The sequence below is a fragment of the Sphingomonas zeicaulis genome (genome assembly GCF_050433225.1).
GTDB classification, from domain to species: domain Bacteria; phylum Pseudomonadota; class Alphaproteobacteria; order Sphingomonadales; family Sphingomonadaceae; genus Sphingomonas_D; species Sphingomonas_D zeicaulis.
The window spans coordinates 1,466,082-1,480,122 of the sequence record NZ_JBNPXQ010000001.1; the positions used below are offsets into that span (position 1 = coordinate 1,466,082).

Annotated in this window: 10 protein-coding genes; 5 read left to right on the plus strand and 5 right to left on the minus strand. The window is 66.2% G+C overall.

The annotated features are described in order from the left end of the window. Window positions 1-8 precede the first annotated feature (8 nt). The 3 genes from FHS96_RS06935 to pyrF all read left to right on the plus strand — a co-directional run bounded on the left by FHS96_RS06935 (window position 9) and on the right by pyrF (window position 3,418). The gene (locus FHS96_RS06935) at window positions 9-2,336 is read left to right on the plus strand and encodes a patatin-like protein (RefSeq protein ID WP_429588740.1); all 2,328 of its coding nucleotides are present in this window, start codon (window positions 9-11) and stop codon (window positions 2,334-2,336) included. 75 nt (window positions 2,337-2,411) lie between these two features. Then, entirely contained in the window at window positions 2,412-2,747 is a 336-nt protein-coding gene (locus FHS96_RS06940; RefSeq protein ID WP_429588741.1) for a lipopolysaccharide assembly protein LapA domain-containing protein, read from the plus strand. Further along, entirely contained in the window at window positions 2,744-3,418 is a 675-nt protein-coding gene (gene pyrF, locus FHS96_RS06945) for an orotidine-5'-phosphate decarboxylase (RefSeq protein WP_429588742.1), read from the plus strand. Before FHS96_RS06940 ends, pyrF begins: the two co-directional genes overlap by 4 nt. A gap of 49 nt (window positions 3,419-3,467) precedes the next feature. Here the strand turns inward: pyrF and FHS96_RS06950 are convergent, their stop codons facing one another. Genes FHS96_RS06950 through FHS96_RS06970 form a run of 5 tightly spaced genes read right to left on the minus strand, consistent with a single transcriptional unit; the run spans window position 3,468 to window position 10,301 of the window. Then, window positions 3,468-4,127, minus strand: coding sequence for a GntR family transcriptional regulator (locus FHS96_RS06950; protein WP_429588743.1), 660 nt, complete (start codon window positions 4,125-4,127; stop codon window positions 3,468-3,470). Between the two features lie 33 nt (window positions 4,128-4,160). Then, window positions 4,161-5,387, minus strand: coding sequence for a metal-dependent hydrolase family protein (locus FHS96_RS06955; RefSeq protein ID WP_429588744.1), 1,227 nt, complete (start codon window positions 5,385-5,387; stop codon window positions 4,161-4,163). 25 nt (window positions 5,388-5,412) lie between these two features. After that, window positions 5,413-6,603 carry an MFS transporter gene (locus FHS96_RS06960; protein ID WP_429588745.1) on the minus strand — a complete coding sequence of 397 codons (1,191 nt, stop codon included), beginning with the start codon at window positions 6,601-6,603 and terminating at the stop codon, window positions 5,413-5,415. Between the two features lie 3 nt (window positions 6,604-6,606). Next, entirely contained in the window at window positions 6,607-8,250 is a 1,644-nt protein-coding gene (locus FHS96_RS06965; RefSeq protein ID WP_429588746.1) for a hydantoinase B/oxoprolinase family protein, read from the minus strand. Then, window positions 8,247-10,301 carry a hydantoinase/oxoprolinase family protein gene (locus tag FHS96_RS06970; protein ID WP_429588747.1) on the minus strand — a complete coding sequence of 685 codons (2,055 nt, stop codon included), beginning with the start codon at window positions 10,299-10,301 and terminating at the stop codon, window positions 8,247-8,249. Before FHS96_RS06970 ends, FHS96_RS06965 begins: the two co-directional genes overlap by 4 nt. 185 nt (window positions 10,302-10,486) lie before the next feature. Here FHS96_RS06970 and FHS96_RS06975 point away from each other — a divergent pair, with 185 nt between their 5' ends. Both FHS96_RS06975 and FHS96_RS06980 read left to right on the plus strand, forming a co-directional pair. Then, a complete protein-coding gene (locus FHS96_RS06975; RefSeq protein ID WP_429588748.1) occupies window positions 10,487-12,727 on the plus strand; it encodes a TonB-dependent receptor in 2,241 nt (746 codons plus the stop codon). A gap of 41 nt (window positions 12,728-12,768) precedes the next feature. Continuing rightward, a complete protein-coding gene (locus tag FHS96_RS06980; protein WP_429588749.1) occupies window positions 12,769-14,040 on the plus strand; it encodes an NAD(P)/FAD-dependent oxidoreductase in 1,272 nt (423 codons plus the stop codon). Window position 14,041 lies beyond the last annotated feature (1 nt).

Genomic DNA, 14,041 nt, shown 5'->3' on the forward strand with positions numbered 1-14,041 from the left:
GTTAAGCGATGCGGGAGAAGGAGTTGCGGCTGGCTCTCGTCTGCTACGGCGGGATCAGCCTCGCGGTCTACATGCATGGGGTGACCAAGGAAGTCTGGCACCTCGTGCGCGCGAGCCGCGATCATCATGCGGACGAGGCGACACCCTCGGACGCGCCGGAGACCGAGGCGGTCTATCGCCGGCTGCTCGAACGGATCGAGCAATCGGCGGGCGTTCGGTTGCGCGTGCTCAACGATATCGTCGCGGGTGCCAGCGCCGGCGGGATCAACGGCGTCTTTCTGTCGCAGGCGATCGTGACCGGCCAGTCGCTCGATCCGCTGACCGACCTCTGGCTCGAGCGCGCCGATGTCGAGGTGCTGCTCGATCCCGATGCCCAGCCCTTCTCGCGCTTCACCAAGATCTGGGCGCAGCCGATCGTCTGGCTCGCCGCCAACCGCAGCGGCACGATCGACGAAACCGTCGATGCCGACACGCGGGACGAGGTGCGCGCCAAGCTCTCCCGCTTCGTGCGCGCGCGCTGGTTCGCGCCCCCGTTCGGCGGAAAGGTGTTCGACGGGCTGCTGCTCGACGCCCTCGACGCGATGGCGGCGAGCGGCAATGGCCCCAGCCTGCTGCCGCCCGGCCAGCCGCTCGACCTGTTCGTCACCGTTACCGACTTCCACGGCCATCCGCAGAAGCTGCGGCTGCACAGCCCGGCGGAGGTGATCGAGACCGAGCATCGGCTGACCATCGGCTTTTCGACCGGGGGCCAGACTGGCGCGGGGCGCCTGGCGCATCCCGCCGAACTCGCCTTCGCCGCGCGCGCCACCGCCAGCTTCCCCGGCGCCTTCCCGCCCTTCGTCGTCGGCGAACTGGATGCGGTACTGAAGGATCGCGCGAAGAGCTGGCCCGAACGCGATGCCTTCCTGGCCCGCGCGCTGCCGCGCCACGCGGCGCTCGGCAAGGCGGCAGATGCGGTGCTGATCGATGGCTCGGTGCTCGCCAACGCGCCGTTCCGCCCCGCGATCGACGCGCTCAAGAGCCGCCCGGCGCGGCGCGAGGTCGATCGCCGCTTCGTCTATATCGACCCCAAGCCGAGGCTGCGCAGCATCAGCTTCGACGGCGGCGTCGACGAGAAGGGCGACGCCAAGCCGCCGGGCTTCTTCTCGACCATCCTGGGGGCACTGTCGGACATTCCGCGCGAACAGCCGATCCGCGACAATCTGGAGACGATCGAGGCGCGCTCGCAGCGCATCGCCCGCACCCGCCGCATCGTGGAGGCGCTGCGCCCCGAAGTGGAAGCCGCGATCGAAGCGATGTTCGGATCGACCTTCTTTCTCGACCGGCCGACCGCCGTGCGCCTCGCCAATTGGCGTGCGCGGGCGCAGGAGAAAGCCGCGCGGCAGGCCGGCCATGCCTATGCCGCTTATGGCCATCTCAAGCTTGCCGGCGTCGTCGACGAGATCGCATTGCTCTTCTCGCGCTTCGGCACGCAAGGGCAGGAAGCGGCCGACCGATTGCGCCCCCTGCTCTGGGTCGCGGTGTCGGCGGCGGGGCTCGACCGGGTGAGCGAACCGGGCGGCGGCGCCAATCCGGCGGTGATCCAGTTCTTCCGTGCGCATGACCTCGGCTTCCGCATCCGCCGCCTGCGCACCTTGGCGCGGCAATTGACCGCGATCGAGGAACAGGCCGATGCTGAACTCGCGCCCTCGCTCGGCGCGATGCGCGACGCGATCTATGAGGCGCTGGCGCTCTATCTCGATCGCCAGATCCATGATTTCTACGGCGCCGAGTTGCGCACCGACGCCAACCTGCCCGATCCGGACGTGACTCTGCTGCTCGACCGGCTGGCCGCCGCACGCGATCTTGCGCGCGTCGACGACGTCGCCGACGATCGCATTGCCGAAGCGCTCGCTGCCTTGCCCAAGGCCGAGCGCCGCACATTGCTGCTCGCCTATCTTGGTTTCCCCTTCTACGACCTTGCCACTTTGCCGCTGCTGCAGGGCGAGGGCATGGATGAGTTCGATCCGGTGAAGGTCGACCGGATTTCTCCGGAAGACGCGGTGACGATCCGCGGCGGCGGTGCCGAAGCCACCTTGAAAGGCATCCAGTTCAACAGCTTCGGCGCCTTCTTCAGCCGCGCCTATCGCGAGAATGACTATCTGTGGGGCCGCCTCCACGGCGCCGACCGGCTGATCGACATCCTGCTTTCCACCTTGCCCGCCGGGCAGGGGCCGGGGCGCGACGAGGTGGCGGCGATCAAGCGCGCCGCCTTCACCGCCATCGTCGATGCCGAGGAGGCCCGATTGACCGCCATCCCCGAACTGATCGAAACGCTCCGCGACGAGATCGGCTGAACCCTGGCCTTCTCAAACCGGCGCTTTTTGCCTACACCATGCCGATACGGCACAAAAAGCCGAGGGGCTCGCTTCATGCAATTTCTGCGTACCTTGTTCTGGGTTCTCGTCACGGCGGTGGTGGTCGTCTTCGCGATCCAGAACTGGAAGCAGGTCGATATCAGCCTTTCGGGCATCACCGTGGAGATCAAGCTGCCGCTGCTGCTGCTGCTGGTCTTCCTGATCGGCTTCGTGCCGATGCTGGTGATATCCCGCACCGGGCAATGGCAATTGCGGCGACGGCTGGACACCGCCGAGCGCGCGTTGCAACAGGTCGCGATGTCACCGCCCACCGAACCAACCGCGACCGCAGCCGAAGCCGAGCCCCGGCTGCTGCCCTCCCCGCTCCCCGTGCCGCCGGGTGCCGCATGAAGGGGCCGGTCTATGTCGCACTCGATACCCCCGATATCGAAAAGGCGAAGGCGATCGCGGCCAAGGTGCGCAACCATGTCGGCGGCATCAAGCTGGGCCTCGAATTCTTCTGCGCCAACGGCCATGCCGGCGTGCGTGAGATCGCAGCGACCGGCCTGCCGATCTTCCTCGACCTGAAGCTGCACGACATCCCCAACACCGTCGCCAAGGCGGTGCAGGCGCTGCGTCCGCTCGAACCCGCCATCCTTACCGTCCACGCCGCCGGCGGCCGGGCGATGATGGAGGATGCCAAGGCCGCCGCGCCTGTCGGCACCAAGGTCGTCGGCGTGACGGTGCTGACGAGCCTCGATGGCGACGATCTCTCTGCGATCGGCATCAAGGGCGATCCGCACGATCAGGTGCTGCGCCTGACCGAACTGGCCCGCGAGGCCGGGCTCGACGGCGTCGTCTGCTCGGGCGAGGAGGTTAAGGCGGCCAAGGCGCTGTGGCGCGACGGTTTCTTCGTGGTGCCTGGTGTGCGCCCGACCGACGGCGTCGTCGGTGACCAGAAGCGCGTCGTGACGCCGCGCAAGGCGCTCGATCATGGCGCCTCGATACTCGTGATCGGCCGGCCGATCACGCAGGCCGAGGATCCCGATCTCGCCGCACGGGCGATCGAAGCGACGCTGTAAACGAAAAGGGCGGCTCCGGCCGCCCTTCCCTTGCGCTCTTGAGACCCCGTCAGGCCTCGAAGCCGACGGTGTGGATCACGTCGACCGAGTTCCACTGGATGTGCTGGCGCAGGCTGTCCAGCGCGCCATCCTTGTCGCCGGCCTTGATGCAGTCGAGGATGCGCAGATGCTCGGCGTCGCTTTCCTCCTGCGTCTGGGTCGAAAGGAAGCGCTGCATCTTCAGGTAGCGATCTGCGCGCACCAGCAGGCGATCAAGCATCTGCAGCGCGAGCGGCCGCTCCGCCGCCTCATAAAGCGCGCGGTGAAACTCCACGTTGAGGCCGGCCCATTCGGTCTTGTCTGCAGTCTGGTGGGATCGCGCGACGATGTCGACCAGCCGGTCGATCGTCTCCTGATTGATCTTGTCGATCGCTTCGGCGAGCAGATAGGGCTCCAGCAACCCGCGCAAGGCATAGATCTCCTCGATCTCCTCGCGCGACAGCTTGGGCACCACAGCGCCGCGATATTTCTCCCGGATGACGAGCCCTTCGGCTTCGAGCAGCGCCAGCGCCTCGCGCACCGGGATGCGGCTGACGCCCAGTTCCTGCGCGATCAATTCCTGGCGGATGAACTGATCCTCGGCATATTGCCCGCCGAGGATCCGTTCCTTCAGGATCCGGGCGACTTCGATTGCAGTCGTACTGCGGGCGAGTTTCCCGGTAGCCCCCATCTGATCAAATCACCCCTGTTGATTGGTCGTCGGTCATAGCGTCTCGGTGCAGAAGCGGCCATCCTTCATGATTGCAACAATGGCCCGCCGGCTTTCATTGAGGAGTGAAATGTCGGCGACCGGATCGCCGTCCACTACCAGCAGATCGGCCAGCGCGCCCGTCGCGATGCAGCCGAGCTGGCCGGTTTGGCCGAGGATCTCGGCGTTGACGCTGGTGGCGGACCGGATGATGTCCATCGACGGCAGCACGTTCGCGCGCAGCTCGAACTCCTTGGTCTGGGCGGCGATCATCTCGCCCATCAAATCGGTGCCGAAGCCCATCGTCACGCCGGCGTCACGGCAGACTTCGAGCATCTGCAGACCGGCGGCATTGACCTCCGCCAGCTTGCGCTTCACCTCGGCGCGCAGGCCATAGGCGTCGGCATTGTCGGCGGATTCGCGGTAGCAGATCAGTGTCGGCACCATGAACGCGTTCTTCTCGGCCATGAACTGCGCGGTTTCGAGGTCGATAAAATTGCCATGCTCGATCGTGCGCACGCCGCATTCGATCGCGCGGCGCGTGCTCTTCGCGGTGTAGGAATGGGCGGCGACATAGGTGCCGCGCGCCGTCGCCTCCTCCACCGCGACGCGGACCTCGTCCATCGAATATTGGGTGTGCTCCAGTGCGTCGTGCGGGCTGCCGACGCCGCCCGAGACCATTACCTTGATATGGTCCGCTCCCTTGCGCAATTCCTCGCGCACCGCGTGGCGCACCTGGTCGGGGCCGTCGGCGATGCGCGTCATGATGTCGAGCGCGGAGGTGCAGGCGCACGGCACGCTGTCGTCGGTGCGGTGGCGATGGTCGCCATGGCCCCCGGTCTGGCCGAGCGCGCGGCCCGACACGAACATGCGCGGCCCTTCGATCAGGCCGAGCTCCACCGCCATCTTCATGCCCCAGTCACCGCCGGCGACGTCGCGCACGGTGGTGAAGCCGCGCAGCAGCATCGCGCGGACGCGATGGATGGCGTGCGCCATCATCAAGGTGTGCGGCATGCCGCGCTCCTTGTCCGAATTGAGGTGCGTCGAATAGACATGGACATGCGCATCGATCAGGCCCGGCATCAAGGTGCGGCCGGCGAGGTCGATCACCCGCGCACCCTCCGCTTTGATCGGCGTATCCGACACTTCCTTGATGCGGTTGCCCTCGACGAGGACGTGACGGTCCTCCCACACGGTGTCCGAGGTTCCGTCGATCAGACGGCAATTGGCGAAAACGATCATTGAACTACTCCGAGGAGGCAGAAGATCATCCGGCGGCCAGTTGGCCGTAGCGATTGGCGCGCGGCGCCACGCCCAGGACAATCAGGGTGAAGACGAGGAAATGGATGAAGGCGGTCCAGGTGAGACCAGGATAGCTGAACGCTTCCAGGCTCGCGCCACCCAGCCATGCTCCCAGCGAACTGCCCGCGGTCATCGCTGCCGAGGAGGCGGCGGCGAGCCGCCCGGCGGGGTCCGCCAGCGAGAGGATGCCCATGACATAGGGGGTGATGAAGAGAGACAGCAGCATGAACGCCGGCACCGCGATCATGAACGCGCGGTCGCTCACCACAAAGCCGATAACGAAGACCGCTACGACCTTGAGGGTGATCGCGACCAGCATCGGCACGCCATAGCCCAGCCGCGTATCGAAGAGCCGCACCAGCCCCGGGCCGGCGATGGTGAGGAAGGCGGAGAGAGACAGAACCGCGCCGATCCGGGTAATGTCCATGCCGTCACGCACGCCGATGCGCTCGATGAAGGTCCAGACGACATTGTGCCCGGACCACAAGATGATCAAAGCCGCAAAGGCCAGATAACCGAACATCGGCAAGGATTTGAGGCTGAGACCTGTCAGCTCGCTGGAGGTCAGCCGCTCCGCCGGGAAGCGCACCATGAACAGCGCACCAATGATCGCGACCGCACCCATGCACAGGAAGGCGCCTGACGCCCCATCCCAGCGGATCGCATAGGGCACCGTCAGGTAGAAGGCGGTCGAGAACAGGGCATAGACGATGTTGAGCAATGCGAATGCCCGCGTCGGCCGCGACGATCCCGCCGCGAGGCTGAACGCGATCGCCACCACCAGCCCCTTGCCGAGCCCGCACAGCATTCGCGCCGCGATCAGACTCGCCTCGCCGGACGCATAGGCGGAACCGAAATTGCCCAGCACCAGCAGCACGATGCCGATGGCCGCGGTGGTGCGGGTGGGAAAGGACTGGATCCTGAACGCCACCAGCAGCGAGACCACCGCCACCGCCATGAATTCGAACGAGCCGATCCGCCCCGCCGCTGCCTCGCTGAGGTGAAGGTCGTCGATCACGGCGCCCACCCACAGCGGCATCACCATCTGTGAGGAGAAGGCGCTGCAGACGACGACGAGCAATGCGATCCACTGCAGCGGAGAAAAGTCCTTCGCGCCCGGGTTATGGGCGGCGGTAGCGGGGGGAGCGGCGGGCATGGGTCAAGCGGCCTTGCTGATCACGCCATCGGCGAGGTCCGCCGCCAGCGCTTGGGGGCTGCGCTCGGAAACCGGGCCATAGCCCCCGCCCCCGCCGGTCTCGGCGACGAGCCGGTCGCCGACGCGCAACGGAAGCTGCTCGACCTTGCGGACGATGAAGCCATCGGGCGCCGCCGCATTGAACACGGTCACCTTGGAAGGCGCGCCATCCTCGCCGCCGAACAGCCCCCATTCGGGCGTCTTCGATCGGTCGAAATGCAGGGTCACGGTCATGTCGACCAGCGCCTCATATTCCTTGACGACATTCTGGCCGCCGCGGAAACGCCCTGCCCCGCCGCTGTCGGTGCCAAGCTCCAGCCGGTTGACCCGCACCGGGGTGCGATGCTCCAGCGTCTCGACCGGCATGTTGCGGAAATCGCCCGCGGCGCTGTGGATGATCGCGCTCGGCCCGTCGCCGCGCGCGCTGGCACCCCAGCCGCCGTCCAGCGCCTCGCCACTGGTGAAGCGCTTGCCGGTCGCCGGGTTCACGCCCATCAGGAAGATGTTCCAGCTATCGCCGGGCAGGCCCGCCGCGACATGCTCGGGCAACACGTCGCTCAGCGCCTTTATGATCAGGTCGATCAGCAGCATCACCGGGTGCGGGCGCATGCACGGCGCCGGCGCCTCGGCGGCGTAGATCGATCCGGATTCGGCCAGCACCTCGATCGCGCGGAAGCTGCCATCATTGATGTCGGGCTCGCTCGCCGGGAACAGCAGCGCCAACGCCAGCCGTACCGCGGAAACCGTGTTGGCATAGCCGGTGTTGAGATTGCCGGCGCGCTGCGGCGAGGAGCCGGTGGTGTCCACGGTCATCCGGTCACCCGCGATGGTCACGGTCACCTTCGACAGCACAGGATCCTCGGTCACGCCGTCATCGTCGGAAACGCCCTCGGCGACATAGACGCCATCCGGAATCGAGCGGATGAAGTCACGGAACTTGCGGTCGGTGGCGTCGAAGATCGTCGTCGCACAGGCCTCGAGCATCTCCTGCCCGAAGCGGCGCTTCAGCCAGGTCATGCGCTCGCTGCCCAGGCGGATCGCGGCGATCTGCGCCTTCAGGTCGCCCATCAACGTCTTCGGCACGCGGCTGTTGAGGCAAAGCAGGTCGATCACGTCACGCACCCACGCGCCTTCGCGCATGATCTGCGTCGGCCCCCATCGAACGCCTTCCTGGAAGATGTTGCGGCTGTTGACCGGGAAGCCCGGCTCCGCGGTGCCGATATCCGCCCAGTGCGCGCGGATCGCGATGAAGCCGAGCAGGCCATCCTCGTCGGCGATCACCCCGATCACGTCGACATCGTTGAGATGGCCGCCGGTGATATAGGTGTCGTTGACGGTGAAGACGTCGCCCGCCTTCATGGTCTCGATACCATAGCGCTCGATCGTGGCGCGCAGCCCGGCGTCGAGGCCTCCGGTGAACAGCGGCAGGCCCGCATATTGGCCGAGCAGCCGTGCGTGGCGATCGAACAGCGCGATGCCATAGTCATGCGCTTCATAGATGATCGGCGAATAGGCCGAGCGCGCGATCATCGCGCTCATATCGTCGGCGATCGCGTTATAAGCGTTGCGGACGACTTCGCTGGTGATGGGATCCGGAGTGATGGTCATGCGGCCGCTCCCTCGAAGCTCAGGATGAGATTGCCGATCGAATCGATCGTGGCGGAGAAATCCGGCGGCACGATGGTGGTGCAGGTCGATTCCTCGACCACGCAGGGGCCGGGCACGCGTTCGCCGGGCACCATCGTCGCGCGCGGCAGGAACAGGGTGTCGCGATCCTCGCCATCGAAGCGCACGGTCACGGTGCGGCGGCTGCCCGTCTCGGCCTCCGGCGCGCTTTCCGCCATGATCAGCGTCTGCGCATCCAGCCCGGTCTGGCCGCTGGCGCGCAAGCGCACCGTGGCGATCTCCAGCGCCTCGTCATCGTTGATGTGGCCGAAGATGTCGGCATAGGCATGTTCGAAATCGGCCCGGAGCTTGGCATCGCGCCCGGCCTCGTCGGCGAAGCTCGCCGGATCGATGCGCACCGCGATGCCCTGTTCCTGGCCGAGATAGCGGACGTCGAAGCTGCGGGTGAAGACGATCTGGTCTTCCGGCACGCCCTCTTCAACCAGCGTGGCACCGAGTTCGGCCTCCATCGCGGCGAAACGGGTGTCGAGCGCGGACCAGTCAAGGTCGGCGGCGGGCACGAGGATGGTCTCGGCGCGGTCATGCACCAGGTCGGACTGGAGCATGCCCCAGGCCGAGAAGGCCCCCGCCGCACGCGGCACCACGATCGTGCCGATGCCCAGCAGCCGGGCGATATCGGCGGCGTGCATCGGGCCGGCGCCGCCGTAGGCGACCAGCGCGAAGGTGCGCGGGTCGATGCCGCGGCGAACGGTGATCGTGCGGATGGCGTTGGCCATCTGCTCGTTGATCACGTCGAGAATGCCCTGCGCCATCGCCTCGCCGCTGAGGCCGAAATCGGCCGCGAACCCCTCGATCGCCTTGCGCGCGAGGCTGGCGTCCAGCTTGAGGTCGCCGAAAGCGCAGCCATCCTCAAGCCGGCCCAGCGCGATATTGGCGTCGGTCACGGTCGGCTGCGTGCCGCCATGGCCGTAGCAGGCCGGGCCCGGCCGCGCGCCGGCGCTTTGCGGGCCGACGCGCAGCGCACCGGCATCGTTCCAGGCAAGCGAACCGCCGCCCGCCCCGATGGTGTGGATGTCCACCATCGGGGCAAGGATCGGGAAACCGCCCACCTCGCGCTCGTTGCGGACAACCGATTCACCATCGATCACCAGGCTCGCCTCAAAGCTGGTGCCACCCATGTCGATGCAGATGAGATTCGGCATGCCCGCGACCTGCGAGAGCGCGCGGCCAGCGACATTGCCGCCGACGGGGCCGGACAGCAGCGACAGGATGCCGCGATCGCCAGCCTCTTCGGCGCGCATCAGCCCGCCATTGGACTGCAGCAGGAACAGCTTCGATTCGGCCTTCTGCTCCAGCGCGCCGAGCAGATCGGTCAGATAACGCTTGAGCACCGGCGAGGCATAGGCGTTGATCACCGCCGTGCTGGTCCGCTCATATTCGCGCCATTCGCGGCACACCTCGTGCGAGGGCGCCACAAGCACGCCCGGCAACGCCACGCGCAGCAATTCGGAGACCGCGGCCTCGTTCGCCGGGTTGCGATAGCTGTGGAGGAAGCAGATCGCGACCGCCTCATAAGCGCCGTCGCGCAGCGTCGCGGCCAGCGCCCTCACCGCTTCCGCGTCCGGCGCGGTCAGCACCGTACCGTCGGCGGCGACGCGCTCGGCAACCGCGAAGATATCACGCCGCGCTACCAGCGGCGTCGGATAGCGGAAGTGCATGTCGTAGGGCTGCGGGCGGTTGCCGCGGCGCATTTCATACACATCCCGGAAACCTTCCGTCGTCACCAATGCCATACGCGCGCCTTTGCGCTCGAGAAAGGCATTCAGGTGAACGGTGGTGCCGTGCAGGATGGTCGCATCCCTCTGCGAATCGATCCCCGCCTGGTCGAGCGCGTCGATCACCGACGGCCAGAACAGGGGCGGAGAAGACGGTACCTTGACGGTGGAAAACTGGCGGCTGGCCGCATCGAACATGGCGAGATCGGTGAACGTCCCGCCCACATCGATGCCGACATATGCCTTGGAAGTGCGCATTTCAGTCCTGTTCACATGGCTTCGGCTCACGGTCGGTTTAACCCTAAAAGAAATTGCGGCAAGAGGGATATTGAATATTGGATCCAAGATTGTTTTGGGTTAGACCGATCACGGCAGGAGGGAAAGAGCACCGCCAGAAAGGCCGGGCCTGACCCCATAATCTTCTACTGCGGGGAGCAGATTGAATGCGGACGCTTAATGCCCTCCTGATCGCGGGCACTTCCTTCATCGCCGTCACCGCGGGTGCGGCGCAGGCGCAAACGGCACCCGAAGCTGCCGACCAGGGCTTCGGCGCCGACATCGTGGTGACCGCGCAGCGCCGGTCCGAATCCGTGCAGGATGTGCCGATTTCGATCACCGCCTTTTCCGGCCAGCAGCTCCAGGAACTGCGGGTGAACACGCCATCGGACATCGCGGCGCTGTCTCCGGGCGTTTTCGTCAACGCGACGCGGGGTGACCAGAACCCCACTTTCTCGATCCGCGGGCTCAGCCTCAACGACACCTTCTCCAACAACAACCCCACCGTCGGCATCTATTTTGACGATGTGAACCTGCCCTACACGCCGATGATGGCGTTCCAGATGTTCGACATCGAGCGTGTCGAAGTCCTTAAGGGGCCGCAGGGCACGCTCTATGGCCGCAACACCACCGGCGGCGCGATCAACTTCATCTCGAAGAAGCCGACCCAGCAACTCGACGCCTATATGACCGCCAGCTACGCGCGGTTCGACCGGTTCGAGCTGGAAGGCGCCGTGGGCGGTGCGGTCAGCGACACGCTGGCAGTGCGCTTCGCGGGCAAGACGGTGCAGCAGAATGGCGGCTGGCAGACCAACGCGCTGACCGGCGAGACCATCGGTGACGTCAACAGCGTCGCGCTGCGCGGCATCGCGCTGTGGACGCCGACGCCGGAACTGAGCGTCCAGCTTGAAGGCACCTATGTCTACAACAAGAGCGACCAGCAGCTTCGCGAGCATGTCGGCTATTATGCCAAGGGCGGCACCGGCTTTTGCGCCGCAGCGCTCGCTGGCCGGCTCGATCCGTCGACCTGCGTCGACGTGCTCGGCTATTCGGATCCGACGCCCGCACGCCGCACGGTCGAGAACAGCGCGGTCTATGGTTATCAGAACGACACCCGCGCCGAGGGCGTGTCGCTCAACGTCGGCTATGATCTCGGCGGCGTGAAGCTCACCTCGATCACCGGCTACAACCATTTCGATCGCGTGTCGGGTGACGACAGCGACGGGAGCGCGCTGATCGAACTGGACACCCAGTTCACCGACAAGATCAAGTCGTTCACCCAGGAACTGCGGCTGACCTCCGACAACAGTTCACCGCTCAACTGGGTCGCCGGCGTCTATTATTCGTGGGATCGCATCGCCGGCAACGCGCTGCAGGCGCTGGACGATCATTTCTTCCATACCCGCGTCGACACCGGCTTCGTCCAGAAGACCGAGGCCTATGCCGCGTTCGGCCAGGCCAGCTACGATCTCACCGATGCGCTGACCCTGACCGCGGGTGCCCGCTTCACGCGCGACGACAAGAGCTTCACCTACGACAGCTTCGATCTCAACCCCTATGGCGACTCCACTTTACCGACGCCGGTGGCGGGCATCGTCGATGGCGTGAAGCAGGATAATCTGTCCGGTAAGATCGGTCTCGACTACAAGATCTCGCCCGATGCGATGATCTATGCAAGCGCCAGCCGCGGCTTCAAGAGCGGCGGCTTCAAGGCGGCGATCGCCTTCAATCCGGAAGAGCTGGTGCCGTTCAAGGGCGAGACCGTCTATTCCTATGAAGTCGGTGCCAAGACCTCGTTGCTCGATGGCGCGCTGACCTTCAACCTCGCGGGCTACTACAACGACTGGCGCAACTTCCAGGCAATGGTCACCGAGATCCGCAGCGGCATCAACGTCATCGTGCTCTCCAACGCCGGCGATGCGCGCGTCTATGGCCTCGAAGCCGAAGCGCAGTATCGCGCGACCGACCGCCTGAACCTGCGCGGCTCGATCAACTGGCAGAGCAGCAAGATTACTGATTTCAACAACGCACCCGGCGCTGACGATTTCACCGGCAACCGCCTGTCGAACGCCCCGGCGTTCAGCGCCACCGCGCTGGCTCGTTGGGAAACGCCGCTCGAAGGCGATAGCTGGGGCGTGTCGGTGCTCGGCGATGCCTCCTATCGCAGCAAGACCTTCTATTCGCTCGCGAATCGCGATCTCGCCGCGCAGGATGGCTATTTCCTCGTGAACGGCCGGCTTGCGCTGCACGACAAGGATGATCGCTGGGAAGCCGCGGTGTTCGGCCGCAACATCCTCAACAAGCTCTATGTCTCCTCCTCCTACGACAACTGGGGCGGTATCTTCCCGTCGCAGAACTTCCTGGGCGACCCGGCCACCTACGGCGTGTCGCTGACCGTGCGCTACTGAGGATGGCGGCGCACGCCCACCGGTGAACCATGATCAATCGTTTGAGTAATCTCTGGTGGGCGTCCGCCGGCCAGCGCCCCGTCGCGCCCTCCGCTGCCGGCGTCCATCGCTGCGATGTCGCAGTGGTGGGTGCCGGCATCATGGGGGCAACCACGGCGCAGGCGCTGGCTGCGGCGGGCCTCGATGTCATCCTGATCGAAGCCGGCGAGGTGGGAAGCGGTGCCTCCTCCACCCCCGGCGGCTTCGTCGTCCCTCATTTCAGCGTCGGCTCGCCGGAAGCGGTCGTCGATCGCGTCGGTGATGTCGGCGAGCAGCTCGTCGAGGCGACGGGCCGCTCGGCCGAGCATCTCTTCACCAAGGTCCGTGCGCTCGGCCTCGATTGCGACGCCCGGCAGGACGGCTGGTATCAGCCCGCCCATTCGCCGCGGGCAAAGGCACGCATCGAGGATGTCGCCGGCCAATGGCGTGACCGCGGCATGAATGTGACAATGCTCAGCGGCCAGGAAACCGCCGAGCGAACCGGCGTCGAGGGCTATTACGGCAGCTGGTTCGCGCCGTCCGGCGGCACCATCCATCCGCTGCGCTATTGCCGCGGCCTCGTCGATGCCGCAATCGCCGCGGGGGCACGGCTGTTCGAACGGACACCGGCGTTGGGGATCGAGCGGCGCCCCGGCGGGCACGCGGTGCGCGTTGCCGGCGGCGAGATCATCGCGGACAAGGTCATCCTGTGTTCGAACGGCCTGTCAGGCGACCTTGTGCCGCCGATGACCGCCTCGATCGTCACGCTCGACGTCTGGCAATGCGCCACCGCGCCGATCCCGGCGGCGGACCGTCGCCACCTGTTCCAGGGCGGCGAGGCATTGTCGGACACGCGCGAGCACCTCTTCACCTATCGCATCACCACCGATGGTCGGCTCATCACCGGCGCGCTGGATGCGTTCGGCGTTTCGCCCCGGCGCCAGGCGGCACTGATGGCGAGCCGCCTGCAGGCGATTCTGCGGCTGCCGTGGCGCCCCGAGATCACCCATCTTTGGATGGGCACCAGCTCGGTCTCGGCGCCACGTTACCCCGCGACGCTGGTGGTGGACGGCGGCGTCATCAGCGCCACCGCCTGCAACGCGCGGGGCATCGCGCTCTCCACCGTGATCGGCGACAGCCTGGCACGGATGATCGTAGACGGCACTGCGCCGCCGATCCCGCTGCTCCAGGCAGGAGCCTCGCGCAACGCCGGTCTGCAGCGCCGGCTGCGCAGTTTCTATCCATTGATGGCGCCGATCCTCGACTGGATCGATGCTCGACGCGCTCCAGCCTGAA

Excerpts from the sequence above, each read along its gene's own strand:
- FHS96_RS06940 (WP_429588741.1), top strand. The coding sequence starts at position 2,412 with ATGCAATTTCTGCGTACCTTGTTCTGGGTTCTCGTCACGGCGGTGGTG.
- FHS96_RS06950 (WP_429588743.1), bottom strand. The coding sequence starts at position 4,127 with ATGGGGGCTACCGGGAAACTCGCCCGCAGTACGACTGCAATCGAAGTC.
- FHS96_RS06970 (WP_429588747.1), bottom strand. The coding sequence starts at position 10,301 with ATGCGCACTTCCAAGGCATATGTCGGCATCGATGTGGGCGGGACGTTC.
- FHS96_RS06955 (WP_429588744.1), bottom strand. The coding sequence starts at position 5,387 with ATGATCGTTTTCGCCAATTGCCGTCTGATCGACGGAACCTCGGACACC.
- FHS96_RS06935 (WP_429588740.1), top strand. The coding sequence starts at position 9 with ATGCGGGAGAAGGAGTTGCGGCTGGCTCTCGTCTGCTACGGCGGGATC.
- FHS96_RS06975 (WP_429588748.1), top strand. The coding sequence starts at position 10,487 with ATGCGGACGCTTAATGCCCTCCTGATCGCGGGCACTTCCTTCATCGCC.
- FHS96_RS06960 (WP_429588745.1), bottom strand. The coding sequence starts at position 6,603 with ATGCCCGCCGCTCCCCCCGCTACCGCCGCCCATAACCCGGGCGCGAAG.
- pyrF (WP_429588742.1), top strand. The coding sequence starts at position 2,744 with ATGAAGGGGCCGGTCTATGTCGCACTCGATACCCCCGATATCGAAAAG.
- FHS96_RS06965 (WP_429588746.1), bottom strand. The coding sequence starts at position 8,250 with ATGACCATCACTCCGGATCCCATCACCAGCGAAGTCGTCCGCAACGCT.